Below are 25932 nucleotides of genomic sequence, written 5' to 3'. Positions count from 1 at the left end.
GGCCGAAGATGAACTGTTAAACCGGAGTGACGACTTGAAAGCCAAACTGGGCATGTCCCCCATTGCATGGTGGAATGACGATCTTGCCGAACTCAGCGACGACGTCTCGCTGGAAGAATGTCTGCGCCAGTCGCGCTCGGCCGGCTTCACCGGCATGGAAATGGGTCGGCGGTTCCCCAACGACCCCGCTGTCATGCTGCCGATACTCAAAGCGGCCGACGTCACGCTATGCGGCGGCTGGTTCTCCGGCACGCTGGTCGATGAGGACATGGGCAAGAACAAGGATCGCATCCAGCCGATGATCGACCTGTTCAAGGCGGTCAACGCGCCCTGCATCGTCTATGGCGAGGTCGGCCGCTCGATCCAGGGCGACCGCTCGAAGCCGCTCGCCACCAAGCCGAAACTCACCAGTGACGAGATGAAGGCCTATGGCCGTCGTCTGACCGAATTCGGCGAATGGTGCGCTGAGCAAGGCATGCCGCTGTCCTATCACCATCACATGGCGGCGGTGGTCGAGACCGAGCCGGAGCTTGACGCCTTCATGCGCCATTCCGGCGACGGTATTCCGCTGCTGCTCGATGCCGGCCATCTCGCCTTTGCCGGCGGCGACGTGCTTCGCGCCATCGACAACCACCATAAGCGCATCAGCCACGTCCATGTGAAGGATGTGCGTATGGCCGTGATCGACGGGCTAGACCGCACGAAGCAGTCCTTCCTCGACGCCGTGGCGCTCGGCGCCTTCACCGTGCCGGGCGACGGCTCGCTCGATTTCGGCGCCATCGTCCAGCGCTTCGCCGACCATGGGTATGAAGGCTGGTTCGTCGTCGAGGCCGAGCAGGACCCGAAGAAGAACCCGCCGCTGAAGATGGCGCAAGTCGGCCACAAGGAACTGATGCGGGTGATGACGGCCGCCGGCTACACGGTGGAGACGCAAGGCTTTCCCAATGCGTGAGCCGATCCGATGAAGGATTACGAGCACCCGTTCTTCCGGCCGTTGTGGCGGCGCGTTGCCGTCGTCGCCGTCTGCGTGATCTGGGCCGGGATCGAATTCGCCTCGGGCACGCCGTTCTGGGGCGTCATCGCGCTTGGCTTCGCCGGCTATGCCGTCTGGCAGTTTTTCTATCTCTACAAGCCGGTCGCCGAGAAGGCGGCAACGCCGGATGAACCGAGCGCTGGCGACCCCAAGACCGGCGCCGAACCGAAGGAATGACCGCAATGTCGAAACTGCTCGTCAAAGCCGACAAGGGCCATGGCCGTGTTGCCCATGTCACGCCCAAAAGCGCCGGCTGGACCTATGTTGGGTTCGACTTGAATCGGCTGAAGCCGGGCGAAAACGCCTCGGGAAGGACGGGCGATCGCGAAGTGTGCCTGGTCTTCGTCACCGGCAAGGGCAAAGCGGAAGCCGGCGGCCGGGAACTCGGCCTGCTTGGCGAGCGCATGTCGCCCTTCGAGGGCAAGCCATGGTCGGTCTATGTGCCTGAGGGGTCGGACTGGTCGGTCACCGCCGACACCGAACTCGAACTCGCGGTCTGCTCGGCCCCGGGCCTTGGCGGCGGCTTGGCCGTCCGCGTCATCGCGCCCGACGATCTTGGCCAGGAAGTTCGCGGCAAGGGCACCAACACGCGCTACGTCACCAACATATTGCCGGAAGGCAAACCGGCGGACTCGCTGCTGGTGGTCGAGGTCATCACGCCCGGCGGCCACACCTCGAGCTATCCGCCGCACAAGCACGACCAGGACAATCTGCCTGATGAATCCTATCTCGAGGAGACCTACTACCACCGCCTCAACCCGCCGCAGGGCTTTGCCTTCCAGCGCGTCTACACCGATGCCGACAAGAACGGCGCCCGCGAGCTCGACGAAGCCATGGCGATCGAAGATGGCGATGTGGTTCTGGTGCCCAAGGGCTATCACCCCTGCGCCGCCTGCCACGGCTATGATCTCTATTATCTCAATGTCATGGCCGGGCCGAAGCGGACGTGGAAATTCTACAACGCGCCCGAGCACGAATGGCTGATGAAGGCCTGAACAGCGCAAGCTGTTGGTCCAGCTGGAAAAAATCGTCGGCTAAGGACTTTCCTGGCCGGTTTGCCATCGAAAACCCGCAGAAGCTTCGTCAATCCGTCATGGAAATCACCTATGGCAGCGGGACGGTGCATGTCGCCCAAAAGTGCGAAGCGGTTTTGGGATAACGACATGCCAAAGCAAACAGACTTAAAGCGCGCCGCATCGAGCCCTCAAGAGGCGGCGCGCTTTAACGAGGATTTTCGATGCGTTATGCCATTTATTTCACCCCAAGGCAGGACGAACCGCTGGCGCGGCTCGCCGCCAACTGGCTGGGACGTGACCCTTTCGGCGCCCCCACAAGGCCGGTCGAGGCGGTGGCCGACCTCTCGGCGGCGGAAGTCGCGTTTCATACCGCATCAGCGCGCCGCTACGGCTTTCACGCGACGCTGAAGGCCCCCTTCCGGCTGGCCGCCAACGAGACGGAAACTTCGCTGCGCGCCGCACTTGACGCTTTTGCCGAGGCAACGCCAACCGTCACCATCCCGCGCCTTGTCGTCAGCCAGATCGACGGCTTCTTCGCTTTGGTGCCGGAAGGCCCGCTGCCGCCGCTCAACCGTTTCGCCGATGACGTCGTGCTCGGCTTCGACCGTTTTCGCGCGCCGCTCACCGAGGCGGAAATCGAAAGGCGAAGCCCGGATTCGCTCAAACCCGCCGAGTTCCGCAATCTCTGCCAGTGGGGCTACCCCTATGTCTTCGAGACCTTTCGCTTCCACATGACGCTGTCCGGCCGGGCCGGGCCACAGGAAAGCCAACGTCTGCGCGCAGCAATCGACGGCCTGTTCACTGATGTGCTGCAGCAGCCGGTGCTGGTGGATGCGCTGACGCTATTTGTCGAAACCGAACCGGGCGCCCCGTTCATGGTGCTCTCCCATCATGCGCTCGGGCGCCGCCCGGCCAGAAAAACCGCTTGACCGCCCCACCCTCAAGGACTGCCTGAAATGACCGCCGAAACTGTTCTGTCAAATGCCCGCATCGTGCTTGCCGACGAGATCGTCGAGGGTTCGCTGGTGCTGCGCGACGGGCTTGTCGCCGGCATCGACGCCGGGACAAGCCGAACCGGCGAAGATATGGGCGGCGACTACATCATCCCCGGCCTGGTCGAACTCCACACCGACCATCTCGAAGGTCACTATGCGCCGCGGCCGAAGGTGCGCTGGAATCCGATCGCCGCCGTGCTCGCCCATGACGCGCAGGTCGCCACTGCAGGGATCACCACCGTGCTCGACGCCTTGCGCGTCGGCATGGACGAGGACGCCGACCTCACCTCCGACGATATCCGCAAGCTCGCCGACGCCATCGAGGACAGCGTGCGTGAGGACCGGCTGCGGGCCGACCACTTCCTGCATCTGCGCTGCGAGGTTTCGGCGCCGGACTGCCTCGCCGCCTTCGCCAATTTCAATGGCGACGAGCGGGTCAGGCTGGCCTCGCTGATGGATCATGCGCCGGGACAGCGCCAGTTCGTCAACCTCGAAACCTACGCCTACTACTATCAGCGCAAGCTGAAGCTGACCGACCGCGATTTCAAGCTGTTCTGCGAAAAGCGGATGGGGGAATCGGCGCAGAATTCGGGGCCGAACCGGGTGGTGATATCAGCCGCGTGCAACGAGCGCGGCATTGTGCTGGCGAGCCACGACGACGCTACATCAGGCCATGTTGACGAGGCGATTGAGCAAGGCGTGCGCGTCGCAGAGTTTCCAACCACGCTGGAAGCCGCCAAAGCGTCGAAGGAGGCCGGGCTCGGCGTGCTGATGGGCGCGCCCAACGTCATGCGCGGCGCGTCGCACTCGGGCAATGTCTCGGCCCGCACGCTGGCCGGCGACGGCCTGCTTGATATCCTGTCGTCAGACTACATTCCGTTCAGCCTGATCCAGTCCGCCTTCTTCCTCGGCGACGTCGTCGAAGGCATTTCCCTGCCGCAGGCGGTCGCCATGGTGTCGAAGAACCCGGCCGAGGCTATCGGCCTCAGCGACCGCGGCGTCATTGAACAAGGCCGACGCGCCGACCTCGTGCGCGTGCGCGTCGATGACCATGTGCCGGTTGTGCGCACCGTCTGGCGCCAGGGCCGCCGGGTAGCATGATGGTTTCGGCCTCGATCGAACGCGAACTCGCCAGCGAGGCCTTTCCGGTCCGCAACGGCGTCTTTGTCGCCGTCGTCGGCCCGAGCGGCGCCGGCAAGGATACGGTGATCGGCTACGCCAGGTCGCTGTTTGCAGATGAGACAAGGCTGGAGTTCGTACGTCGGGTCATCACCAGGCCGAGCGACGCCGCAAGCGAGGATCACGACACGCTGGCAGACGCCGCCTTTGTCGAGGCCGAGGCCGACGGCGCTTTCGCCATTTCCTGGGAGGCGCATGGCCTGCGCTATGGGATCCCGGCCGATGTCGACTGGTCGATCGCCAATGGCCATGTCGCGGTCGCCAATGTGTCGCGCGCGGTCATTCCGGTGCTGCGGGAGCGCTATGCCAATCTGGCTGTGGTCGAGATCACCGCCTCGCCGGAAATCCTCGCCGAACGGCTGGCCAAGCGCGGCCGCGAATCGCGCGGCGAAGTGCTGGCTCGCCTCGCGCGCAGCGCCAATGTCGCTTTGTCAGGACCCGGCGTCACCTCGATCGACAATGGCGGCCCGCGCGAAGCTGCCGGCGAGCGCTTCGCCGAGGTGCTGCGCAAGGCGATGGCAGTCTCGGACCTGTCGGGCGTGATTTAGCGCTATTCCGCTGCCACGGCGCCCTTGCGGCTGGCCTCGAGCATTAGCCGCCTTGCCCGGAACACGCCCCATTGCTGGTCGACCAGCACACCGATGAGGATGACGCCGCCCATCACCGCGAAATTCAGCGACGACGGGATGCCGAGCAGGTTGACCAGGTTCTGCAACTCCTGCAGCAGCACGGTGCCGAGGATGACGCCGACCAGCGAGCCTTCGCCGCCGCGCAGCGAGAAGCCGCCGAGCACGGCCGCGGCGATGGCGTAGAGTTCGTAGAACTGGCCATGGCTGGCCGGCGAAATCGAGCGCGTATACATGGCGAAGTAGATCGCCGACAGCGCCGTGAGCACGCCGCAGATGACATAGGCGGCCATGACGACGCGTCCGGTGCGGATGCCGGAATATTTCGCCGCCTCCTCATTCTTGCCGATGGCGTAGAGATAGCGTCCGAACACCGAACGGTGCAGTACCACCCACATGACGATGGAAATCACGATCAGCGCGATGAAGCTGTTCGGCACGCCCCATGACCGGCCCGCGGTGAGGAATTCCAGCTCCGGAAAATTCTGGCCGAAGCCGAAGCCCGCGGTGCCATCGGCGGTGTAGAAGCGCGCCACGCCGCGATAGATCAGCAGGCCGCAGAGCGTCACCACGAAGGGCTGCAATTTGAGCCGGGTGATCAGCCAGCCGTGCACGAGCCCGATAATGCCGCCGAGCACCAGGATCAGCGGCAGCGCAATCGGCCATCCCAAACCGCGCACGGCGATGAAGTCGATGAACAGCGTACCGAGCAGCGCAACCACCGAGCCGACCGACAATTCGATGCCGCCGGTGATGATCACGAAGGCCTGGCCGATCGAGAGAATCCCGAACAGGCCGATCAGGTTCGAGGTGTTGGCAAGATTGATCGGCAGCAGGAAACGCGGATTGATGAGCGCAACGATGGCACCGACCACCAGGATCAGGATCAGCAGGCCGAGATCTTTTTTGCTCATCGTCTTCTCCCCATGCCGGAACGGCAATGCCAAAATCCGGCTAGTTTGCCGGCTTGCCGACCGCCAGCAACAGCACGTTTTCCTGGCTGAATTGATCCTTGTCGAGAATGCCCGATATCTGGCCCTCATGCATGACGGCGATGCGGTCGGACACGCCGATAACCTCCTCCATGTCGCTGGAGATCATCAGCACGGCGACGCCGGCATCGGCCAGCGCCCGCATCAGCCCATAGATTTCGGCCTTGGCGCCGATGTCGATGCCGCGCGTCGGCTCGTCGAGGATCATCACCTTCGGGTTCATGGCCAGCCATTTGCCCAGCACCACCTTCTGCTGGTTGCCGCCCGACAGCGAGCCGGTGCGCGTCTGCACCGACGGCGCCTTGATGCCGAGATTGCTCTTCTGCTTCTCGGCGGTGACCCTCTCTGCGCTTGCAGACACCAGCCGACGCTTCGCATGCGCGGGCAAATTGGGCAGCGAAATGTTCTGCGCGATCGACAGATCGAGCAGGATGCCGGTCAGCTTGCGGTCTTCCGGCACAAGAAATATGCCGTGCGCGACGGCATCGGCGGCCGAGCCCAGCACCAGCGGCTTGCCGTCGAGTTCGAGCGCGCCGCCAAGCGTGCTGTCGATGCCGAAGAACACCCGCGCCAGTTCGGTGCGGCCGGAGCCGACGAGACCGGCAAGACCGAGGATTTCGCCACGCCTGACGTCGAGGTCGACCGGCCGGGCAGGGTAGGCGGGGGTGCGAACAGCTTTGGCCGAGAGTGCGGTCGCGCCCGGTGCCCGCGCCGCTTCGGAGGCTTTTTCGCGCTCCTTCAGCATGCGGCCGATCATCAGCTTGACCATCTGGTCGTGGTTGATGGCGCTCTTCGGCAAGGTGCCGGCCAGCATGCCGTCGCGCAGCACGACGACGCGGTCGGCGACACGCTCGATCTCGTGCAGGCGGTGCGAAATGAAGATGACGCTGATGCCGTCGGCCTTCAGCGCCTTGATGACATCGAGCAGCTTGTCGGTTTCGGCGATCGGCAGGCTCGATGTCGGCTCGTCGAGGATGACCAGTCGCGCCTTGATCGACAGCGCCTTGGCGATCTCGACCATCTGCTGCTGGGCAAGCGACAGCGCCGAGACCGGCGTGTCGGCGGAGAAATTGGCGCCGACGCGCTTCAACAATGGCGCCACCATGTCGCGCAGCCTGGCGCGGTCGACCAGTCTCAGCGGCCCGCCGCGCAACGGTTCGCGGCCGAAGAAGATATTGGCGGCGACGTCGAGGTTTTCGAACAGATTGAGTTCCTGATGCACGAAGGCAATGCCCGACCCCAGGCTGCCTTCGACGGTCAGCGCGTCATACGCAACGCCGTCGACGGTAATGGTGCCGCTGTCCGGCCTGGTGACGCCACCGAGGATCTTCATCAAGGTCGATTTGCCGGCACCGTTTTCGCCGACGAGGCCAATCACCTCGCCCGGCCTGACCTCCATGGAAAAACCATCCAGCGCAACCACGCCCGGATAGGTCTTGCGCACGTTCTCGAGGCCGAGGAACGGGGTAGTCGCTGCAATGGATGTGTCGGAATAGTTCATCAAGCCTGACAGCAGCCGCTGGGCCAAAACGGCCCCTTCAGCAGACTGACGGGCCTGACAAGGCCCGTCAATATGATCGCCGGCTCAAGAAGAACCCTGAGCCGGCATAACTGCTCGTGGTCTCAGCCTCCGGACATCGCCTTCAGATTGGCGGCATAGGTGTCGACATCGTCCTTGCCGATGATCTTGGTCGGGATGATGATCAGGCCACCCTCCGGAATGCCCGACTTGTCTCCCTTGAGGTAGGCGGCCATCAGCTTCATGCCCTGATAGGCCCATTCGAAGGGCTGCTGCACGACGGTCGCGGCAACGGTGCCTTCCTTGACGCCGCCCAGCGTGATCGGATCGTCGTCGAAGCCGACGACGGTGATCGAGCCGAGCTTGCCGGCGTCGCGCAGCGCTTCATAGATGCGCGGCGTGTTGTAGGAATAGAAGCCGACCATGCAGGTGATGTCGGGGCTGGCGACCAGCGCGTCCTCGACATTCTTCTTGGCGCGCGCCTGGTCGATATCGTCGCCGCGCACGTCGACCAGTTCGATCTTGCTGCCGGCGAGCCCGTCCTTCATGCCCTGGATGCGTTCCTTGGCATTGTCGGCGCCGAGCAGGCCGACGAAGCCGAGGCATTTGCCGCCGTCCGGCATTGCCTTCTTGGCGATCTCGGCCGCCTGCTTGCCGGCATCGACATTGGACGAGCCGATATAGGCGACGCGCTTGGTCTGCGGGGCGTCGCTATCGGTGGTGAAAAGTGCTGTTTCCGAGGCGATCTTGTTCAGGCCGTCGGTAGAGGTCTTGGGGTCGACGGCCGAAACCATGATGCCCTTGACGCCGGCCGTCACCAGATCGTCCATCAGCCGTTGCTGGATGGCGACCGAGGACTGCTCGGGATATTTGAGCTCGAGATTGTAGTCTGGCAGTTCGGCCTGCGCCTTCTTGACGCCGGCCTCGGCCGCCTTCCAGAAGTCGGAAGCGCCGTTGACCACGAAGGCCAGCGTCGGCTTGTCGTCGGCGCGCGCGATCGCCGTCACTGTCAGGCCAAGCAGCAGGGCTGCGGTGGCAACGGATGCATGTCGTATCAAGGAATTCATGTTCAACCTCCCATTTTGGTTCAGTCGTCGGACTGACCGTTCTTGCCTTCACCTGAATTTGCCGCTTGCGGCTTGGACGCCCTCCTCCTCAGGGGTTCCCGGCACTCAAAAAGAATGGCGTCGTTCCAGTCACGATGCGGACTTTAGAGACTCATCTCGCGCTCGTAAATAGTCCGATTTGTCTGACATATCATATGTCCGAGACAAAGCTTGCGGAGGCAAATCCCGCTCGCATCAGGCTGCTCACGGCACTTTCTGCCGCGCTGGCCATAACCGGAGCCGGGCGCGACGAATTGACGTTACAGCGCATTTTTGTATTAGTAAACAGTATTAGTAGAAGGCCTCAAGCCAACGCTCGACGGGGCCATGAGGCTCTTTTCCGAACGCGTTCCGCATCGGCTGCATCCAGGTGGATGCCTTGCAGTCTATAAGTTTCACGAGCGCGGAGTCGCATGGTGGAGGAACTTCAAACCTGATAATAAACATAAACGCCTTCGATCACTTTCATTAATCGACGGCGCCACGCCATCTTGTCGGCCTGACAGGCTGCCGCTAGAGAGGCGAGGGATTAGGGACAAAAAATGCCATGAGCGAGACGAAGGATCCGGAGACCACCGATACGGCGCGGCGGCGCAAAGCGCCGGCGAAGGGCGCCAAGGTCGGTCGCGTCACCATGACCGATATCGCCAGGGCGGCCGGCTGTTCACAGGCGACCGTTTCCTTCGTTCTTAACAACTCGCCGGGGATCAGGCTATCGCAGCAGACCCGCGATCGGGTGATCGAGGCCGCACGGGCGCTCGGCTACGCCGCCCCCGCCTTCTCGGCGCTGCGCAAGCCGGTTCCCGCCTTCGAGGGGCTTGATGGGGTCATCGGCTTCGCCGTCGATCAGCTGGCCACCAGTCCGGAAGCCGTCGTCGCCATCGAGGGAGCGCGCCAAGCGTCGTGGAACGCCGGCAATGTGTTGCTTGTGGCGCAGACCATGGGCGACGCCGTGATGGAGCCACGCGCCATTGCGGCACTCAGCAAGCGCGGCATCTCGGCGCTGATCTACATGACCATCTTCACCCGCGAGATCACGGCGCCGGACTTCCTCTACGGCCTCGACATCCCGGTGATCCTGCTCAACTGCTACACGTCGGACTATGCCTTCCCGGCCGTCGTGCCTTCCGAGATTGCCGGCGGGCAGAGCTCGACCCGGCATCTGATCGGCCATGGCCACCGCCGCATCGCCACCATCACCGGCGAGCCATGGATGCAGGCGGCGCAGGACCGGCTGAAAGGCTATCGCAGGGCGCTTGCCACCGCCGACATCCCGTTCGATCCGGAGCTGGTGGTCGAAGGCGACTGGTCGGCCAGCGCCGGCTATGCCGCGACCGTCAAGCTTCTGGCGCTGAAAGATCGCCCGACCGCCATCTTCTGCCAGAACGACCGCACGGCCATCGGTTGTTACGAGGCACTGAAGGAGGCGGGGCTGCACATACCGCAGGACATTTCGGTTGTCGGCTATGACGACGAGGAGATCGCCCGGCATCTGTTTCCGCCGCTGACGACATCGATCCTGCCGCACATGGCGATGGGCCAATGGGCGATCGAGCAGCTCGAGGTTCCGCCGCCCCCCGGCCGTGGCCGCTATCCCATCACCAAGCTGGAGTGCCCGCTGGTCGAGCGCGACTCGGTGGCGGCGGTGGCGGGGCAAGCCTGAACGGCCCATCCCGAAGCAAATCGGGATGGGCCGGTTTCAGTATTTGCGCCTCAGGGCAGGACTATTCCAAACCCCCAAGCTGCGGCTAGAACCGCAAGATGACATAGGAGCGCCTGCGATAGCAGCGCCGGCGCAGCCGGCCATGCCGCCAGAACGTGCGGCAGTGCCGTCTCCAGACGCGCCGCCTGTGATGGCGACGGTGCCATCGCCGATGATAGATCTGCTCGACATCGCCCGGGCCTTCGTCGTCACCGAAAGCACCGGCATCCTGCTTGTCGAGCTCATCGAGAATGCCGTTGCCGACATTGGGAACCCCGGCCATGGCCTCGAGAGGCCGAACCGTAGTAGCAAGCGCCGCGGCCCCCGCAACGCCGAACAATGCTGTCAAGAATGATCGCCGATCCATCAAAACCTCCATCAGCAAGACCTAACGAAATGGAGATAGCGCGGCGGATTGAAAAGGCCAGAGGGTAAGTACCAGCAACGTGCAAGGTATCTTAAGGATGTCTTAGCCTGTCATCTGGCCAACCTGGAAAGGATGGGCGTCAACAAGGGAGAGTGTGCCAGATGTTGGCGCCGCTACGCGTTCTGCCAAGCGTGCGTCAAGTCCGAAGCAGGCTCAACAAATCGAGATCCAGCTCCATCGAATTCCCACTTGACTCGACCGCAACATTTAATTTTCAAATGACTGAAATCGCTGCCAGTGTCCAGCCACCTTTCCCTGAGGTATTCAAATGGCATTGAACGGGCCGCGCCCGACCTGGCTGACATTCGATTGCTACGGAACGCTGATCCAGTGGGACGAAGGCCTGATGGCGGCGATGGAAACGATCCTTGCGCGCAAGGGCCGCAAGATCGAAGCGAAAGACTTCATCCCAGTCTATGACCGGCACGAGCATGAGCTCGAGCACACCAGGCCGCATCTGTCCTTCGCCGACGTCACGGCAAAGGCGCTGCGGCTTGCGCTGCGTGAGTTCTCACTGGAAGCGGCGGCCGATGATGCGGAACTGCTGACCTCGTCGATCGGCACGATGCCGCCTTTTCCCGAAGTCGTCGCAACGCTGCGCCGGCTAAAGGATGCCGGCTTCAGGCTGGCGATCATCTCCAACACCGATGACGCCATCATCGCCGGCAACGTCGCGCAGCTCGGCGGCGCCATCGACCGGGTCATCACCGCCGAACAGGCGCAGGCCTACAAGCCGTCGCGGCAGATCTTCGAACATGCGTGGCGAACCCTTGGCGTGACCAGGGACGAGCTCGTGCACATCTGCGCCAGCCCACATCTCGACCTGACCGCCGCGCGCGATCTCGACTTCCGCGCCGTATGGGTCGACCGCGGCACAGGGCGCCGCCCACCGCCCGACTACCAGCCGGACGCGATCGCCCACGGCCTGGATGACGTGCCCGGCTTCTTCGAAGCGGCAGGCTGGCTTCCGGCGCGCTAGACGTACGCGAAGCGCGCCACCTCCGATGTGGCAGGCTGGGCCGCTGGGAGCCGCGATCCGGCCGACGCGGAAGCGGAACGCTTAGGGCGGTCGCCGCGCGAGGCTGGCTGTCGAACAACCTAAATAACGCACGACTGATTGCGCGTCAGGCACGTTAAACGCGTCTGGATGTATTTCTCAAGCTATAATACAGCTACAAAGACGGGTGGGGTACTGGCAGCTGCATTCGGTTCGGGGCGGAGACGTTGAATAGCTTTTATGAGAGGCCAATTCTGAATTCGCCTTACAGCGCGCCCGAATTGCACCATCCTCTCGACCAGAACGGCCAGCCTCTCGAAGGAGAGCCGAGACGCGGTCGTCGGCCTTCACGCTTTATCGATCGTCAACGCCCTTTTCGCCTATGATCAAAAGTCCGGGCTGGTAGTGCAGAGCGGGGCTAAGAAAGTCCGCGTGGGCAACTTCACGGCGGAGAACAACAACCAGGTTGCTGAGTCGAACTACGAAGTCGATCTCGGCGCCTCGCCCTTCGCGGACGTTAGGTTGCACGGCGCGAACGTCATTGGCGCCGCCACCGGGCAGCGAGTCGTTAATGGCGTCACATCAAAGGAAGTCAGCCGCAACACCGGTTCGGCCGCAACCACGGCTATAACCACCCAGGAAGACCTGATGACGTATTCGATCCCGGCGAGCACGCTGCTGCCGGGGCAGAAGGTGCGGCTGACGGCTTGGGGTACCGTGGCAGCCAACGCCAACACCAAAACAATGCCGCTGTGGTTTGGCGCAAACTCTGTCGTTGATTACGCCTCAACATTTAACAACGCGCCGTGGCGGTTGCAGGCCGACATCTTCATCACCTCTGCCGGCAATCGGGAATACAGCGGCGTGGGCTTCGTCACAGCTCTTGTTCCTGTCGTGAGGCAAGGCACCGCGGCCAACTCCGACAATGTGGCGATAGCCGTCAAGTGCACGGGCCAGAACGGCACGGCTAGCGCTGGCGACATCACCTGTCAGGGACTTACGGTTGAGATACTGGACTAGCCGACGCGGGTGCGGTTCTAGGTGTCGCAAGGAGACGTCTGACCGTCTCGCCTGCGGTCATGCCAGGCGCTTCTACGGCGGTATGAACGAGCCACGCGAGCAACGCGGCGATGGCGATCGAGGCCACGCTGTAGGTGGCGAAGAGCGAATACGGATCCAGTCCGAGCGCCTTAATGCCAAGCTTGACGATGATCAGCGCACCGGCCAAGTGGAGCAGGTAAAACGGGTAGCTGACCCGCCCGAGAAAGTGGGCGAATGAATTTGCGGTGAGCCAGACCGAATGTCGTGAGACGTAGGCGACAACGCAGAAAGCCCCGGCCATCTGCCAGCACCGCATTGCGAAGCCTGGGTCCATCGCGAAATCCGCGGTCATCAGGGCGACAAGCCCGAGCGATGCGGTGATACGATTGGGTGCGACGGCTGGAAGGTCGTCGACGATCGCGCCTAGGGCAAAGGCGCTCATGAACAGCGGGATAGGGCGATGGTCGAAATAGGACACTGCGAACGTGGCGGCCAGCAGGGCACAGAAAAGCGCTGGGTGTATGCGTCTCGCCGTCGCGGCCGCGTAAACCCAAAGACTTCCCCAAACCTCGATCTGCAAGGTCCACAGAACTCCGTTCAGCGACGTGTCGTAGAAGATCGAGGCGCCGAGGATCTGCGCCCACGTGCTCGCCGGCGTCAGGTAGCCGATTATGAGCGCCGAGACACCGGCGACGGGCATGAGGCGGAAGGTCCGTCGAATGACATAAGAAACAATGCCATCGTCCCTCAGTCTGAGCGACCGGGAGAGCACTAGGCCAGACAGCACAAAGAACACGATGACCGCAGCGTCGGCGTGGAAGATGATGTGCAGCAGGCGGAAAAATGCATCATGCAGGCTCGCATCCGGCGCGGTCGCAACCGTCATTCGATAGGCTGGCCCAAGGCCGCCGGCGACAGAAGCGCAATGCCCCACCGCTACACTGAACGCGGCCAAGCCGCGAAGGCCGTCAAGATCGTGGTTCCGATGCGTTGCCATTTTGGCCCAATAGCACAGTGCCGGAGCTCCTGAACAGCACAGCAACGCGATCTATTCGTCCAGCCAGATTACCCGCTGTCCCAGCGGATCTCAACCGGGCGACGGAAGCGGATCGTGTGCGCCTGCTACCGCGAGGGTTGAAGCCGGACTATCCCATGGTGACGCCCAACTGTCGGCGCTGACGAAGCCCAGCGGGCTCGGGCGTGAGGATATGGCTAAGTCAGCGAAGAAGGTTTCAACAAAGCGATTGGCAGCACGCGGTTGACGCACGCACATTGTAGGCACGGTGTCTATGATTGGCGCAGCCTACGAGCTGGCACTCCGGCATAGGTTCCGCTGGCTTCGGTCGATCGGGTCACGACGGATCCCGCGCCGATCACGCAATTCGGCGCTATCTCGATGTTGTCGTGGATCGTGGCATTCAGGCCGATGAACGCGCCTGCTTCGATCTTGGTGCTCCCGCCGATACAGGCTCCCGCAGCAACGAAGCAGTGATCGGCAATCCGGACATGATGCGAGACATGCGCGGCGCTGCGGATGATGCAGTTCCCGCCAATTGTCGCGAAAGGCTGGATCACTGCGCCGTCGAATATGAAGGTGTTCTCCTCGACCCTGAAATCGGGCGCGGCGATGGCGCGGCTCGCCAGATAGCTGATCGTCTGGAAACCCCGCGCCTTGACCTGATCGAGCAGCCTTGCCCTGACGCGATTGTTGTCGTGTGGCCCGATCGCGACCGCAATTGCTGTCTCCGATGGATCAAAGGTATCTCCGATGTCCTCGAAGGCATGGACCGGCAGATCGTTGTGCCGGGCCTTCGAAAGAAAGCCACGCTCGACGGTGAAGGCCGCCACCTGATGGCTGCTGTCATGCTTCAGGCAATACCACACCAGGCTGGCGAACGGCCCGTCGCCGAAAACAACTACCTTCACGACACCCCCGGCAGCCAGAACATGACTTACTCCCTGGTGGCGGCTCCGATAGAGACGGCGCCGCGCGCCATGCGCTCCAGCAGCGCCTCGATTTGCGCATCGGCTATATCAGCCATGTCGCCATGACAAGGAATGTTAACAATCCGATCATAGATAGAACCGGCCATCCGGGCCGAGGTTGACAACGGCGCGTAGTACTTACCACACTCGAAACCGATATCCGGCAGGTCATCGATGCCGATCGACCCGCAGGCCAGAACTGGCACGCTGGCTGCGATGGTAACGGTGTCGTAGCCTCCCAACCGCTCAAGGTCGAATTGGTCGACTAATTCGACGATGCGTCGGCGTTGAGTATGATAGCGGGGCGACCATTCTGGCATCGTCTCGAGCCGATCGATGATCGCCGCAGCCGCGAGGTCCGACAGCTTGCCGTTGGAGACGCTGGGCAGGACCCAGGCCGGCTGATCCTCACCGAAACTCAGGATCGAGTGGGCCAGCGCCCCATCCGCCGCAGGCACGAATAGACATCCTCCCTCGCCGAAGCCCCACGGCTTGGTGTGGTGGAAGCTAACGATTTCGATGACGTCCGGCCCGATAGCGCGAAGCCCTGGAAAAGCCAGCGCAGCGTCGACGATCAAGGGCTTGCCCCGCGCGCCGCAAAAGTGGCGGTAAGCCGACATATCGCGCTCGAGCCCGAAAGGTCGGGTGACCAGCAACCCGTCCCAACAATCATCTGGCATCTTGCCAAGCGCGGAGAGGTCGAGAAAGCCCTGCTCGTCACAATCGACCGCGATGGTCATTCCCGCGAACGGGCCTGTCCGCGTCGCGGAGAACCCGAAAGCCGAGATCGCCCAGCGCAGAGGCTTGCCAGCCTTCGCGGCAAATATGCCAGCCGCAGCATACAGCGCCGCAGTTCCCGAACTGGCCATCACAGTGCAGTATGAATCCGGCACATGTGCGATATGGCTGATGATGCGACCAAGCGCCAGCGACAGGGGACCGCTATTGGTCCACTGATTCTGCTCCGCACAAAGATCGCTCAATTCCGTGAGGCGCCGCCAATCCGGCATCTTGGCTTCGACATAACGGATGCTGCTCCTCGCAGGCCGGTCGGCAAGGGTTGCTTCGCCGTGGGGCCGCGGCGGGATGCCGCCAACCAGGGCCAGCTCATGGCAATGATCAAGGTAGAGGGTCGATGTGCTCATGCCTTGCCTTGCCGCAATTTTTGAGGCGTTGCATTCAGGTGTGGGATCGTCATCCCCAACTGGCCAATACCGAGGAACCGGGCGAGATTCCCGGCAGCCGTCTTGTGGGCGAGATTGAGTACGAGCAGGCTTTGAGGCCGATCCTTGAAATATTCGATCACGTCAGCGTTGTGCTTGAGATAGTGCGCTTTGTAAATCTCCGGGTCGTACAAGGACGCTTCATTGATGCCGTAGACATAGAGTTGCTGGCGCCATAACCAACCCGGTTCATGGTAGCCGAACTGCTTGACATCGGCTGGTGTCGGCCGTCTGTCCACGCCCATCAGATGAGCGTGAAACGTCGTGACCGATTTGTACCACTGATCCGCGGAATCCCGCACTGTCAGGATAAACTTTGCGCCAGGGAAGGCGATATCCAGCGCTCTGTATGTAGAGGGGAGGCTGAACGGCACGTCCTGAAAGGCATCCGCCGAATGGCAATAATCAATCAGGGCACGAAAATCGCGACGGTGCCAATCATCAAGCAGAGCCTCTGCTTGATGCTGTGAGCCAATCCTGTAGCCAACCGCCTCCAAGGCCGCGGCGAGGGACGTCGTTCCTGTCTTGTTTCTGCCGATCACGAACACCTTGTGAGTGATCGTGAGCAGATCATTGATGACCTTCAGATGGGTGGCGAAGGTGCGCCCCTCTGATTTGCCGTGCTGGAGGTAGTGCAACAGCGGATTGATACGGGCGGCGCGCACATCCTCATAGGTGTCCAAATACCAGGCAGTGCTGAAGCTCGGGCTAGGGTCGCGATTCTCGAACCCGCCATGGAGAAGGTAGTGCAAAGCAGGGTCGACACCGGCATCGCGCACATCACGATAGCGCTCAAGGTACCAGGCAGCGTTGAACAGGAATGATGTCCTGACCAGGTCAAGCCGGGCCGCCCGCCTGGTGCGTCCTGCCAGCCGAGTTGCGAGGCGCCGCACTACCAACTCCGCACCGCATCTATGCATAAACGTCCACGAACACCGAAAAGCGCTATAATTTCCCTTTCGAGGGCGGTGATCTGCGCATTTACGATCTGTTGCTGCAACGGCTGGCCGCCACACAGTTTCAATACCTCATGCAGCATGACGATAATACTCAGACCGTGAGTGCGCAGATGCGCCCTATCTCGAGTGCCCCAAATCCCGCCCTCATGACGTCTGTATGCGGCCATGATCTCGGGGATAAAGCCAATCTTGCCAGCCATGGCGTGAAACAGGATCAGATACCAGTCGTTCGGTAACATGTTTGAGATCGACAGGTCACGGTAGGATTGGCGCCGGAACATCACCGAATTGGCCGGAATGAAATTCCCAGACAACAGGGTTTCCAGGTTGAGTCTACCGACAGCTACATTCTGAGGAAACTGATAGGTAGGTTCGCTGTTGTCCTCAAAACGAACCTCAACCGGGTGGAAGCACAACGAATAATCTGGCCGCTCATCCAGAAATCTGACCTGCTTTTCCAGTTTGTACTCGTCGGTGAAATAGTCATCTCCGTCGCAGACGATCCAGTATTCGCCACGAGCCAATGGCAGCAGAAACTTCGCGACCATGCCCCTGATGCCGCAGGAATAGAGATTGGTTTGCTGTGTTATCGCGCTCACCTTTCCCGGATATTTCGCTACGTACGCGCGGACGATGTCTGTCGTTCCGTCGGTTGATGCATCGTCGTGCACGATCACTTCGAACGGGAAGGTGGTTTCCTGCGTGACAATGGAGGACAAGGCTTGGTCGATGAAGGATGCGTGATTAAAGGTCTGGCAGAGCACCGAAACCCGGACGGCTTTGTCTGCCGGTGCAGCGTGCGGCATATCTCAGTTGTCCCTCCTGCTTGCATTTCCATTAAGGGAATCGGTGGCCGGGTGTAAATATCCGGGAGGGCATGAAAAAAATCGTCTTCCCTCACGGCCACAGGATGGCAAATCGCCATCTTTGGCGCAGGCCTCCCACCCCGCAGCTTCCCTGCGCAGACTAAGGCTAGTGGGGCGCCCCGCCGGCGAGCAAATACTTGTAGCCGTTCGTCGTCATCCATCGGGCGCGAGCGAGATGGGTCTCCCAAGCCCGGAACGCTCGTTCCGGCTCCTTCTCAGGATCGATATGCAGGACGATCCTGGCGACCTCTCGCCAGTCGGCATCTTCGGTCGCGGCGTCGAGCAGGCGAATGTGGCTAAGCAACCGTTCTTCGTCGTACCCGGTCAAGACCGAAGACGTGGGCGCCTCGTCGGCAATTTCGGGGCCAAGGATGGCTTCCGCATGGGCGAGCAATATCGAAGTTGTCAAGCGAAGCGCCGGTCTTCCTGTGCAATCAAGTCGGCGAAACCTATGCACGCAATGCCAACGAGAGCAGGGCTGGGCGAATGTTTGCTTTGACGTGGTTTGCCATCGATCCAGATCAAGTCTGCCTTTCAGACACCTTGCCTCAGAGAAGTTGATAGGGGGTTCGGTGCCTTGGGGGAGAGGCGAAGGCACGAGGGGTACGGCTCCGCTCTGCCGACTATTTGTGGGCTGCGTGTGTGGGACTTTGTCCGCAAAGAAGCCAAAATCACGCTAAGCAGTTGAAACAATTGGCGCACCCGACAGGATTCGAACCTGTGACCTCTGCCTTCGGAGGGCAGCGCTCTATCCAGCTGAGCTACGGGTGCCTTCAGGGAGCCTGAAAACGAACCAGCCGATAGGCCGGCCAGCCACGGCTTCTTAGCGGAAGCCGCGGCGGGCTTCAACGGGCAATTGCGCCGCGAACTTGGCCCGGTCCGCAAAGGTTGGCCGGATTGTCCCGCGTCCCGCCCTTCGCAGGATCAGGGCGTTCGTCATTCGAAAAGCCAAGCAATCGGCGTTACGTCCGCTACGCGGACCATTCCTCACCCTGCCACGTCGACCTTCGCCACCCTCCGCCGCACCCTGCGTGTCGTTCGCTTCGCCTTCTTCGCTCCCGTCAGCTCATGCATCGCGTCCAACTGCATCTGCTGCATTTCGGCCAGCCGGGTCCATTGGCGCGAGATCAGGTAGTCGAGCTTTTCGTGCAGGTGGCGCACTTCCAGCTCGGCTTTCAGGTTCACCCGGTAGTCGTTGAAGGAGCGCAGGCGGTCCTTGGCCTCCGTCCGTCTCTGGCTCATCATGATGATCGGCGCCTGGATGGCGGCGATGCAGGAGAGCAGAAGGTTGAGCAGGATGAAGGGGTAGGGGTCGAAGGCGCTGCTCATGCCCGCGATCAAATTGATGCCGATCCACACGGCAAGCACGCTGCCGAACGAGATCAGGAACCACCAGCTGCCGCCGAAGGCCGCCATACTGTCGGAGACGCGGTCGGCGAACGACCTGTGCTCCTCGAACTCCTCTTCCGAGTTTTCCGAAATCGTGTCCTGCCTGGCGATCGATTCGACCACCTGGCGGTCGAGCTCGGAGAATTCGCCATGCTCCTGCTGCAGCAACTCCTCCATGTAGCGCATGCGGTAGCGGCCGAGTTCCTCGCGGCTGATGCGGGCGCCGCGCGGCAGGTCGGGATGGTCGGAGCGGATGCGGTCGGCCAGGCTCGGCCTGAGATCGTCGATGCGCACAAGGTCGCGCTTGCGGAACTTGCGGCCCGATATCGCCGACGGTTTTCGCTTTGGCTTCAGGCGCCCATGCCCGGCGGGTTCGGAGTCCGGAACATCGGGCGCTTCGAGCGCTTCGTCGGCAACCAGCTCGGCTTCGTGATCGCCGATGGGCGGCGCCTCGAAATACTCGCCGCCGCTGTCGTTTTCGTCGGCGGCCTGTTCGGAAGGTTTTGGGGCGGTGCTCATGGTGCCGGCTCCTGCTGTCGCGGCGCCCACGATACGCCAAGCCGGCGCGGCATAGCCACTGTGGCGATGAAGATTGGCGGCTTGTGCAAGCGGTTGTGATCAATGGCGGCGGCGGGCGTCCGGCAAGTCTGCCTGCAATCGCGCAGGGAAACAGCCTGTGCGATTGCTTGCCCCTTCCAGGAAGAGAGCACGGCCATCGCACTGGCGCCATGGTCATCGCCGGCTGGCCTCATCCTCACCCTGTGGCTAACCTGGCCGGGCACTTATATCCATGGGAGAGCTGACGGTGTCGCAGTGAAGCGCTTCGCCAGGCCACCGGGGCAAAGGTCCGCCCCACACAGAGGTCGTCGCCATGTACAAGCATATCCTGATCGCCACCGACGGTTCGGAACTCGCCGGCAAGGGCGTTGCCCACGGGCTGACATTGGCCAACAGCCTTGCGGCCACCGTCATCTTCGTCAATGTCTCCGAGCCGTTTCCGGTCCTGGCCTGGGGCGGCGCCGTCGCCGGGTTCACGGCCGGCGACGAACTGGTCAATTATGAGGAAACTGCCCGCCGTTACGCCGGCGAGGTGCTCGACCGATGCAAGGCCTCGGCCGACGAACTCGGCGTGCCGGCCAAGACATTGCACATCGAAAACAAGACGCCTGCCGAAGGGATCCTCGACGTCGCCCGCACCGAGGCTTGCGACCTGATCGTCATGGCCTCGCATGGCCGTCGGGGCCTCGGCCGCCTGCTGCTCGGCAGCCAGACGGCTGAAGTGCTGTCGCTGACGGAAACGCCGGTTCTGGTGGTGCGGTAGGATTGCCGGCTGTTTATTGAGCTGGGAAACCAGGCAAGCCAGGGAGCGACGAGCCAGGTGGCGGCAGGCCGGGTAGCGGCGAAGCCGGTTGCTGCTGCTGCGCAAACATCAGCCGCGTCTTCGTGTCTGCCATCGCAGGCGACAGGCTGCGCTGGATCAGCGCTTCGACATGGTCGTTGCGTTGGCGGGCGCTGTCGGCGCCCATCACCACCACGATCAGCCGGCGGCCGTCGGCATTGTAGGACGTCACGATGTTGAAGCCGGAAGCCTTGATGTAGCCGGTCTTGATGCCGTCGACGCCGCGCACGCGGCCCAGCATGTCGTTGTGGCCGCGCACCAGCCGTCCGCGGAACATGAAGTCGCTCTCGGAGAAATAGTGGAACTGCTGCGGGAAGCGGGCGCGCAGCGCCATGCCCAGCACCGCCATGTCGCGCGCCGTCGTGTGCTGGCCGCTGTCAGGCAGGCCCGATGCGTTGCGGAACACGGTGCTGCTCATGCCGATCTGGCGCGCCTTCGACGTCATCATCGCGGCGAACTGGTCTTCGCTGCCGCCGAGATATTCGCCCACCGCCACCGCTACGTCATTGGCCGATTTGACCACGATCGCCCGGATCGCCGAATCGACATCGATGCTCTCGCCGCGCTTGAAGCGCAGCTTGGTCGGCGGCTGCCGGGCTGCGTTGTCGGAAACCGGGATCTGCGTCTCTTTGCTGACGCGGCCGCTCTCAAGCGCCTCGAAGAGCAGATAAAGCGTCATCATCTTGGTCAGCGACGCCGGATAGCGCTGCGCCGTCGAACTGACCTCGAACAAGGTCTTGCCTGAGCCGGCATCGACAACGATGGCCGCATATTTCTCCTGCGCCGCCGGCACCGCCAGCACGCTGTCAGGCGGCGCCGTGGTGCTGCAGCCGGCAACGAACACGAGCAGCAGGAAGGCTGCGACAAATTTTTGGACGAGTGAGAGGAAAGGCAGGTTGGACAAGGGCAGTTCTGTTCTGGCGGCGCTGTTGCTGAGATGAGGCCAAGCTAACGTAACCCGGTAGCTGCGTCCATTTGGTTAATGCACAAGCCCGGTTTTCCTCGCCCCCGCGGAGCGGGGGAGAGGTGGCTCGGCGAAGCCGAGACGGAGAGGGGGATGGCGCAGACAGCGGCAGAGTACGGTCCGGATCTCTTCTTTGCAGCATGGCGTTCTACGAAGCCCCCTCTCCGGCCGCTTCGCGGCCACCTCTCCCCCGCCTTGCGGGGGCGAGGAACCCAAGCTTGTTGCCCGCCCCGAAATCGCCTGTTTCCTGTCCTGTTTTGCCTGCGGGGTCGCGCTGCTGCTATAGCTGCGGCAATTGCTTGGGGGATTTGACAATGACCGGTGACATCGGCGCTGCTGCGCCATCTCTTATCAGGGCTTCGCTCAGCCGCACCGGCAAATGGGCCGGCAGCGTCGCTTTCATCGGCGGGGCGGCGTCCGACATCCTCAATCCGCTGGCACCGTTCGCCGCCTATATCGCGCTGGTCGCCTCGGTCGCCGCCGCCATCATCGCCATCGCCATTGTGCTCAGGCTGGTGCTCGCGGCCAAGGCTTTGCCGGCGCTGATCTTTGCCACCAGTGCGGCGGCTGTCGCGGGCGGCGTCTACGGCCTGCAGCAGCAGACCAATTCGCAGAACGGGGTGATCGCCGGCCTGGTGCCGGCCATCGCGCAACTGCAGCAGGAGCTGGGCATCGTCTCGGCGAGCGTGGCCAGGATCGAGCAGACGGTGACGCAGACGCAGCAGACGGTCGACCAGGTCAAGCAATCGACCGATGCGGTGGCGAAAAAGACCGAGGAGATCGCCTCGAACCAACAGCAGCAGACCGAGCAGGGCGCGCAGACGCAAAAGACCGTCGATCAGGTCAAGCAGACCACCGAAACGCTCGCCGCCGGCCAGCAGAAACAGGCCGAGCAGGCCGACAAGCTGCAGGCGACCACCGAGCAGATCGCTGCCTCCATCGACACCATCGCCAAGGGCTTTGCCGCCTTGGCCGCGCAGGGCGGAGCGATCGCCGAGCCGAAGCGGCCTGACGAATTCTACCACAATGCCCGCGTCTACGAGCTTTCCGGCGACATGCTCAATGCCCGCCGCTCCTATCTCGCCTTTGCCGGCTTCGACGTCGACGCCGTCGATCCCTATACGCGCTTTGCCACGCTGCTGCGGGTGCAGGACGGCAAGGCCGGCGCGCGCGAAGTGTTCGGCCAGCTTGCCGACAAGGCCAAGGCGCTGTCGATCAAGCTGGTCCACGTCATGCAGTTGAATGACGCCCAGCGCCTCGACAAGCTCAATGCCTTCATTGCGGCCAATCCGGATTTCGCGCCGGCCTATTATCTGCTCGCGCAGGAGTTTTCCGAGGACCGCCTCGGCGTCCAGTCGCTGTCCGACAAGCGCAGCGAAGCCGAGGCGCTGACCAAATTCATGGGTTACGAAAAGGATGGCGGGCTGCTCAAATATTTCGTCGACCAGCGCGAGCTTGCCGACTGGCTGGACCGCAGCCGCAGCCGGCTGACCGCGCTGGGCGACGTTCTCGACCCCACCCGCTTCGCCCCGTCGCTGACGCCGATGCGCTCCAATGCCGGCTGGACGATTTCCATCTCGCTGCCCGAGGCGGCGACCGGCATTTCCTGGCGCCTGGGTGAATCCGGTCCGTTCACCGACACCGGGCTGATGGCGATGAACGACCAGCGCACCGGCAAGCCGATGCCCAATCCGAGCTTCGAATTGCCCGACATCACCACGGCCACCATCATCGGGGTGAAATATCTCGATCTCAGGGGCCGTGAGACGGGGCCGTTCAACATAAGCTTCGATCCGGAAGCCGCCCTGCAGCAGGGCAACAAGCAGATCCTCGACCAGTTCTGGACGTCGTGGATCGCCTTCGATGCCAGCGGCAATCACGGCTTGGTCTACTTCTCCCAGATGCTGTCGTTCCGCTGCGGCATCAAGGAGGTGCGCTACAGCCTGAACGGCACCGCGCTCGACAAGGAGATCAAGATGCCGCCTTGCGACAAGAAGGATCCCTACGCCATCCCTTACGACTACCAGCCTTACTTCAAGGTCGCCGACAGCGTGACGTCGATGGCGGTGCAGGTCACTTACACCGACGGCACCAAGTCGCCGATCAGGGAGTACAAGCGGCAGTAGGCGCCCCGCCCTCCCGGCGGAGGGTGGAACTGGTCTGATGCAAAATGCCGGAAGCCGTGCTTGCGCATCAATCGCGGAGCGGGTTTGTTCGCTGCCATCAGAATCAGCAGGTGCACGGATGGACAGGGTCACGATCAAGGCAAAAGGCATTTCGGTCACGCTCGACCTCACGGTCGGGCACATCGCCGACATGACGGTCGACAGCGATGGCCGCCAGCTGAAACCGCTGCACCGTGCACCATGGGTCGATGCCGGCGAGACGCCGCCGCCGGACCTGCCTGAAGGCACCGTGCGGCTGTCGGGCGATTTCCTCTGCGCGCCGTTTTCGGCCAGCGATATCGAGGCCGCCCCCCTGCATGGCTGGCCCGCCAACAGCGGCTGGGATGTTGTCTCCAATGAGGCGACATCCGACGGCTGGCGGACGGTCTTCCGTTTGCGCCGCACGGTGATGGGCGCCACCGTCGACAAGATTTTCACCCTGCGTCACGGGCACCCCTTCCTCTACCAGGAACATGTCTTTTCCGGCGGCTCGGGTGCGGTTTCCGCCGCCCATCATCCGATGACGGCAATGCGCGACGGCGGCCGGCTGGCCTTTTCTCCCAAGCGCTTTGCCGCGACGCTGGACACACCGCTGGAGCCCGATCCGGCCCGCGGCCGCTTCAAGCTTGCCTATCCGGCGCGCACCAGCGACCTGACGCGCTTTCCGGCGGCCGACGGCGGCACGCTCGATCTCACCGACTACCGCATGCAGGATCGGCGCGAGGATTTCATCACCATGGTCGAGGCCGATCATGGCGGTCCGGGCTGGACGGCGCTGGCGCGCCGGGCCGAGCAAGATCTGGTGCTGGTGCTGAAGAACCCTGGCGAACTGCCGGTCACCATGCTGTGGTTCAGCAATGGCGGCCGCGACTACGCGCCATGGAGCGGCCGCCATCGCGGCGTGCTCGGCATCGAGGACGGCCGCGCCGCCGTCGGTCATGCCGCATCGGTCGGCGACAACTGGCTGAAACGCGAAGGCGTGGCGACCGCCTTTGAACTCGGCGGCGAAGTCTCCTTCCGCCATGTCATTGGCGCGTTGCCGCAGGCTGGCGGCGAGCCGCCGCGCGATATCGCGACGACCGGTGGGCAGTTGCGCGTCACTGGAGCCGACGGTTCGACCCGCGACATCGCTTTCGACAGCGATTTCCTGCGCATCGGCAAGTCAGCGTAGCCCTGCCGGCATCGCAAGTTCAGGGTTTGAAATTTCCACCGACAGCCGCCAAGATGCGGGACTGAAACCATCCGGCTGCAAAAAAGGCTCTCATGTCCGAAATCGCCCATCTCGCCGCCACCATCTTCAAGCGCGCCGGCAAGGCGAAGCGCTTCATCGTCGCCATTGCCGGCCCGCCCGGCGCCGGCAAGTCGACGCTGTCGGCCGGCCTGCATGATCTGTTGCCGGAAGGCGCTTCGGAAATCGTGCCGATGGACGGGTTTCACTATGATGACACCGTCCTCGACCAGCGCGGTCTGCGGCCAAGAAAAGGCGCGCCCGAAACCTTCGATTTCGCCGGTTTTGAGGCGCTGTTGAAGCGCATCCGCGCGGGCGAGCCCGACATTGCCATTCCGGTGTTCGACCGCAGCATGGAATTGTCGCGCGCGGCAGCCTCCATCGTTGCCGCCGAGACCAAGTTCATCCTGGTCGAAGGCAACTACCTGCTGCTCGACGAGGAGCCGTGGTCGCGGCTGGCGCCACTGTTCGACTTCACCATCTTTGTCGACGCGCCGCGTACTGAACTTGAGCGCCGCCTTCTGGAGCGCTGGCACGAGCATGGCCGTTCCGACGAAGACGCACGCGCCTGGATCGCTTCCAACGACATGCCCAATATCGACCGCGTGCTAGGCCGGCGCAGGTCCGCCGACCTGATTGTCGGCGATCAGGCGTAATTCGCCGGATTTCAGAACGGGAACCTTAAGACTTTCAGGTCGTTATTCTCCGACCGGCAATCGTGCCGCCGTGAGGGAACCGTCAAAATGGCAACCAAGGCAAAAACACCCGTCAAGAGCAAGACAGCTCAATCCAAGGCATCGCCGGCAAAAGCCACTCAGGCAAAAGCAGGCGCGGGTCCCGCCATCGCGGCGCGCTCCAAGGATGCAAAGCCGGCTTTCGGCAAGGCCGCGCCGAAGAAGGTGGTGCCGGGCGTAGCGGCCAAGGCGGCAGCAAAGCCTGCCAAGGCCAAGAAGCCGGCAACCAGCGGCAGCTCCGTGGGCACCATGCGCAATGCAGCCAACGTTGCCGCCGGCGCGGTCGTCGCCACGGCCAAGGGCGCAGCATCGCTCGCCGCGTCTGTCATGGGCAGAGGCGGCTCCAAGGCCAAAGCCAAGGCAAAATAGAGCAATTCCGGAAAAAG

Annotated in this window: 27 protein-coding genes and 1 tRNA gene; 15 read left to right on the top strand and 13 right to left on the bottom strand. The window is 62.7% G+C overall.

The window, feature by feature from the left end; translation table 11 throughout:
• The first annotated feature begins 34 nt into the window (after positions 1-34).
• From iolE to phnN, 7 genes are all read left to right on the top strand, one after another.
• Positions 35-952 carry a myo-inosose-2 dehydratase gene (gene iolE / locus ACWGTO_RS13485; RefSeq protein WP_454575324.1) on the top strand — a complete coding sequence of 306 codons (918 nt, stop codon included), beginning with the start codon at positions 35-37 and terminating at the stop codon, positions 950-952.
• A 9-nt stretch (positions 953-961) separates the two neighbouring features.
• Positions 962-1210, top strand: a complete 249-nt coding sequence (locus ACWGTO_RS13480; RefSeq protein ID WP_454575323.1) for a DUF3329 domain-containing protein — start codon at positions 962-964, stop codon at positions 1208-1210.
• A 5-nt stretch (positions 1211-1215) separates the two neighbouring features.
• Positions 1216-2028, top strand: coding sequence for a 5-deoxy-glucuronate isomerase (gene iolB / locus ACWGTO_RS13475; protein WP_454575322.1), 813 nt, complete (start codon positions 1216-1218; stop codon positions 2026-2028).
• Positions 2010-2192 carry a hypothetical protein gene (locus ACWGTO_RS13470; RefSeq protein WP_454575321.1) on the top strand — a complete coding sequence of 61 codons (183 nt, stop codon included), beginning with the start codon at positions 2010-2012 and terminating at the stop codon, positions 2190-2192. Before iolB ends, ACWGTO_RS13470 begins: the two co-directional genes overlap by 19 nt.
• Before the next feature lie 78 nt (positions 2193-2270).
• Positions 2271-2978 carry a DUF1045 domain-containing protein gene (locus ACWGTO_RS13465; protein ID WP_454575320.1) on the top strand — a complete coding sequence of 236 codons (708 nt, stop codon included), beginning with the start codon at positions 2271-2273 and terminating at the stop codon, positions 2976-2978.
• 27 nt (positions 2979-3005) lie between these two features.
• Positions 3006-4145 (top strand): alpha-D-ribose 1-methylphosphonate 5-triphosphate diphosphatase, encoded by a 1140-nt coding sequence (locus ACWGTO_RS13460; RefSeq protein ID WP_454575319.1) that lies wholly within the window; start codon positions 3006-3008, stop codon positions 4143-4145.
• The gene (phnN, locus tag ACWGTO_RS13455) at positions 4142-4771 is read left to right on the top strand and encodes a phosphonate metabolism protein/1,5-bisphosphokinase (PRPP-forming) PhnN (RefSeq protein WP_454575318.1); all 630 of its coding nucleotides are present in this window, start codon (positions 4142-4144) and stop codon (positions 4769-4771) included. Before ACWGTO_RS13460 ends, phnN begins: the two co-directional genes overlap by 4 nt.
• A 2-nt stretch (positions 4772-4773) precedes the next feature.
• Here phnN and ACWGTO_RS13450 read toward each other — a convergent pair whose 3' ends face one another.
• The 3 genes from ACWGTO_RS13450 to ACWGTO_RS13440 form a co-directional block, all read right to left on the bottom strand.
• Positions 4774-5763 (bottom strand): ABC transporter permease, encoded by a 990-nt coding sequence (locus tag ACWGTO_RS13450; protein WP_454575317.1) that lies wholly within the window; start codon positions 5761-5763, stop codon positions 4774-4776.
• A 40-nt stretch (positions 5764-5803) separates the two neighbouring features.
• On the bottom strand, positions 5804-7342 hold the full coding sequence (locus ACWGTO_RS13445) for a sugar ABC transporter ATP-binding protein (protein ID WP_454575505.1): 1539 nt from the start codon (positions 7340-7342) through the stop codon (positions 5804-5806).
• A gap of 122 nt (positions 7343-7464) precedes the next feature.
• Entirely contained in the window at positions 7465-8427 is a 963-nt protein-coding gene (locus ACWGTO_RS13440; RefSeq protein WP_454575316.1) for a sugar-binding protein, read from the bottom strand.
• 586 nt (positions 8428-9013) lie between these two features.
• Between ACWGTO_RS13440 and ACWGTO_RS13435 the strand changes: the two genes are divergently transcribed.
• Positions 9014-10129: a LacI family DNA-binding transcriptional regulator gene (locus ACWGTO_RS13435; protein WP_454575315.1), complete on the top strand. Its 1116-nt coding sequence runs from the start codon at positions 9014-9016 to the stop codon at positions 10127-10129.
• A gap of 85 nt (positions 10130-10214) precedes the next feature.
• On the opposite strand, the gene ACWGTO_RS13430 is transcribed toward ACWGTO_RS13435, so the two are convergent.
• Positions 10215-10535 (bottom strand): twin-arginine translocation signal domain-containing protein, encoded by a 321-nt coding sequence (locus ACWGTO_RS13430; RefSeq protein WP_454575314.1) that lies wholly within the window; start codon positions 10533-10535, stop codon positions 10215-10217.
• Between the two features lie 328 nt (positions 10536-10863).
• Between ACWGTO_RS13430 and ACWGTO_RS13425 the strand changes: the two genes are divergently transcribed.
• Complete coding sequence (locus ACWGTO_RS13425) at positions 10864-11574, top strand: haloacid dehalogenase type II (RefSeq protein WP_454575313.1); 711 nt, start codon at positions 10864-10866, stop codon at positions 11572-11574.
• Positions 11575-12024: 450 nt separating this feature from the next.
• On the top strand, positions 12025-12612 hold the full coding sequence (locus ACWGTO_RS13420; RefSeq protein WP_454575312.1) for a hypothetical protein: 588 nt from the start codon (positions 12025-12027) through the stop codon (positions 12610-12612).
• Here ACWGTO_RS13420 and ACWGTO_RS13415 read toward each other — a convergent pair.
• The 8 genes from ACWGTO_RS13415 to ACWGTO_RS13380 form a co-directional block, all read right to left on the bottom strand.
• The gene (locus ACWGTO_RS13415) at positions 12590-13630 is read right to left on the bottom strand and encodes an acyltransferase family protein (RefSeq protein WP_454575311.1); all 1041 of its coding nucleotides are present in this window, start codon (positions 13628-13630) and stop codon (positions 12590-12592) included. The genes ACWGTO_RS13420 and ACWGTO_RS13415 overlap by 23 nt on opposite strands.
• A 290-nt stretch (positions 13631-13920) precedes the next feature.
• Positions 13921-14559: an acetyltransferase gene (locus ACWGTO_RS13410; protein WP_454575310.1), complete on the bottom strand. Its 639-nt coding sequence runs from the start codon at positions 14557-14559 to the stop codon at positions 13921-13923.
• Between the two features lie 26 nt (positions 14560-14585).
• A complete protein-coding gene (locus tag ACWGTO_RS13405) occupies positions 14586-15764 on the bottom strand; it encodes a DegT/DnrJ/EryC1/StrS family aminotransferase (protein WP_454575309.1) in 1179 nt (392 codons plus the stop codon).
• A complete protein-coding gene (locus tag ACWGTO_RS13400) occupies positions 15761-16735 on the bottom strand; it encodes a sulfotransferase (protein WP_454575308.1) in 975 nt (324 codons plus the stop codon). Before ACWGTO_RS13400 ends, ACWGTO_RS13405 begins: the two co-directional genes overlap by 4 nt.
• The gene (locus ACWGTO_RS13395; protein ID WP_454575307.1) at positions 16735-17607 is read right to left on the bottom strand and encodes a glycosyltransferase; all 873 of its coding nucleotides are present in this window, start codon (positions 17605-17607) and stop codon (positions 16735-16737) included. The genes ACWGTO_RS13400 and ACWGTO_RS13395 overlap by 1 nt, the downstream gene beginning before the upstream one ends.
• Positions 17608-17773: 166 nt before the next feature.
• Positions 17774-18076, bottom strand: a complete 303-nt coding sequence (locus tag ACWGTO_RS13390) for a DUF2285 domain-containing protein (protein WP_454575306.1) — start codon at positions 18074-18076, stop codon at positions 17774-17776.
• Positions 18077-18361: 285 nt separating this feature from the next.
• Positions 18362-18438 (bottom strand) — tRNA-Arg (locus ACWGTO_RS13385).
• A 216-nt stretch (positions 18439-18654) separates the two neighbouring features.
• Positions 18655-19575 carry a DUF1003 domain-containing protein gene (locus ACWGTO_RS13380; protein ID WP_454575305.1) on the bottom strand — a complete coding sequence of 307 codons (921 nt, stop codon included), beginning with the start codon at positions 19573-19575 and terminating at the stop codon, positions 18655-18657.
• Between the two features lie 352 nt (positions 19576-19927).
• Here ACWGTO_RS13380 and ACWGTO_RS13375 point away from each other — a divergent pair, with 352 nt between their 5' ends.
• Entirely contained in the window at positions 19928-20377 is a 450-nt protein-coding gene (locus ACWGTO_RS13375) for a universal stress protein (RefSeq protein WP_454575304.1), read from the top strand.
• 13 nt (positions 20378-20390) lie between these two features.
• On the opposite strand, the gene ACWGTO_RS13370 is transcribed toward ACWGTO_RS13375, so the two are convergent.
• Positions 20391-21359 carry a D-alanyl-D-alanine carboxypeptidase family protein gene (locus ACWGTO_RS13370; RefSeq protein WP_454575303.1) on the bottom strand — a complete coding sequence of 323 codons (969 nt, stop codon included), beginning with the start codon at positions 21357-21359 and terminating at the stop codon, positions 20391-20393.
• Between the two features lie 374 nt (positions 21360-21733).
• On the opposite strand from ACWGTO_RS13370, the gene ACWGTO_RS13365 reads away from it, so the two are divergent.
• The 4 genes from ACWGTO_RS13365 (at position 21734) to ACWGTO_RS13350 (ending at position 25915) form a co-directional block, all read left to right on the top strand.
• Positions 21734-23545: a methyl-accepting chemotaxis protein gene (locus ACWGTO_RS13365; RefSeq protein WP_454575302.1), complete on the top strand. Its 1812-nt coding sequence runs from the start codon at positions 21734-21736 to the stop codon at positions 23543-23545.
• A 118-nt stretch (positions 23546-23663) separates the two neighbouring features.
• The gene (locus ACWGTO_RS13360) at positions 23664-24755 is read left to right on the top strand and encodes a hypothetical protein (protein ID WP_454575301.1); all 1092 of its coding nucleotides are present in this window, start codon (positions 23664-23666) and stop codon (positions 24753-24755) included.
• Positions 24756-24847: 92 nt separating this feature from the next.
• Positions 24848-25468, top strand: coding sequence for a nucleoside triphosphate hydrolase (locus ACWGTO_RS13355; protein WP_454575300.1), 621 nt, complete (start codon positions 24848-24850; stop codon positions 25466-25468).
• A gap of 87 nt (positions 25469-25555) precedes the next feature.
• The gene (locus ACWGTO_RS13350; RefSeq protein WP_454575299.1) at positions 25556-25915 is read left to right on the top strand and encodes a hypothetical protein; all 360 of its coding nucleotides are present in this window, start codon (positions 25556-25558) and stop codon (positions 25913-25915) included.
• The last annotated feature ends 17 nt before the right edge of the window (positions 25916-25932 follow it).

It is taken from the genome of Mesorhizobium sp. PL10, from assembly GCF_053714315.1.
Note: the sequence above shows the minus strand (reverse complement) of the source record. Positions and strands in the feature narration are given on the sequence as shown.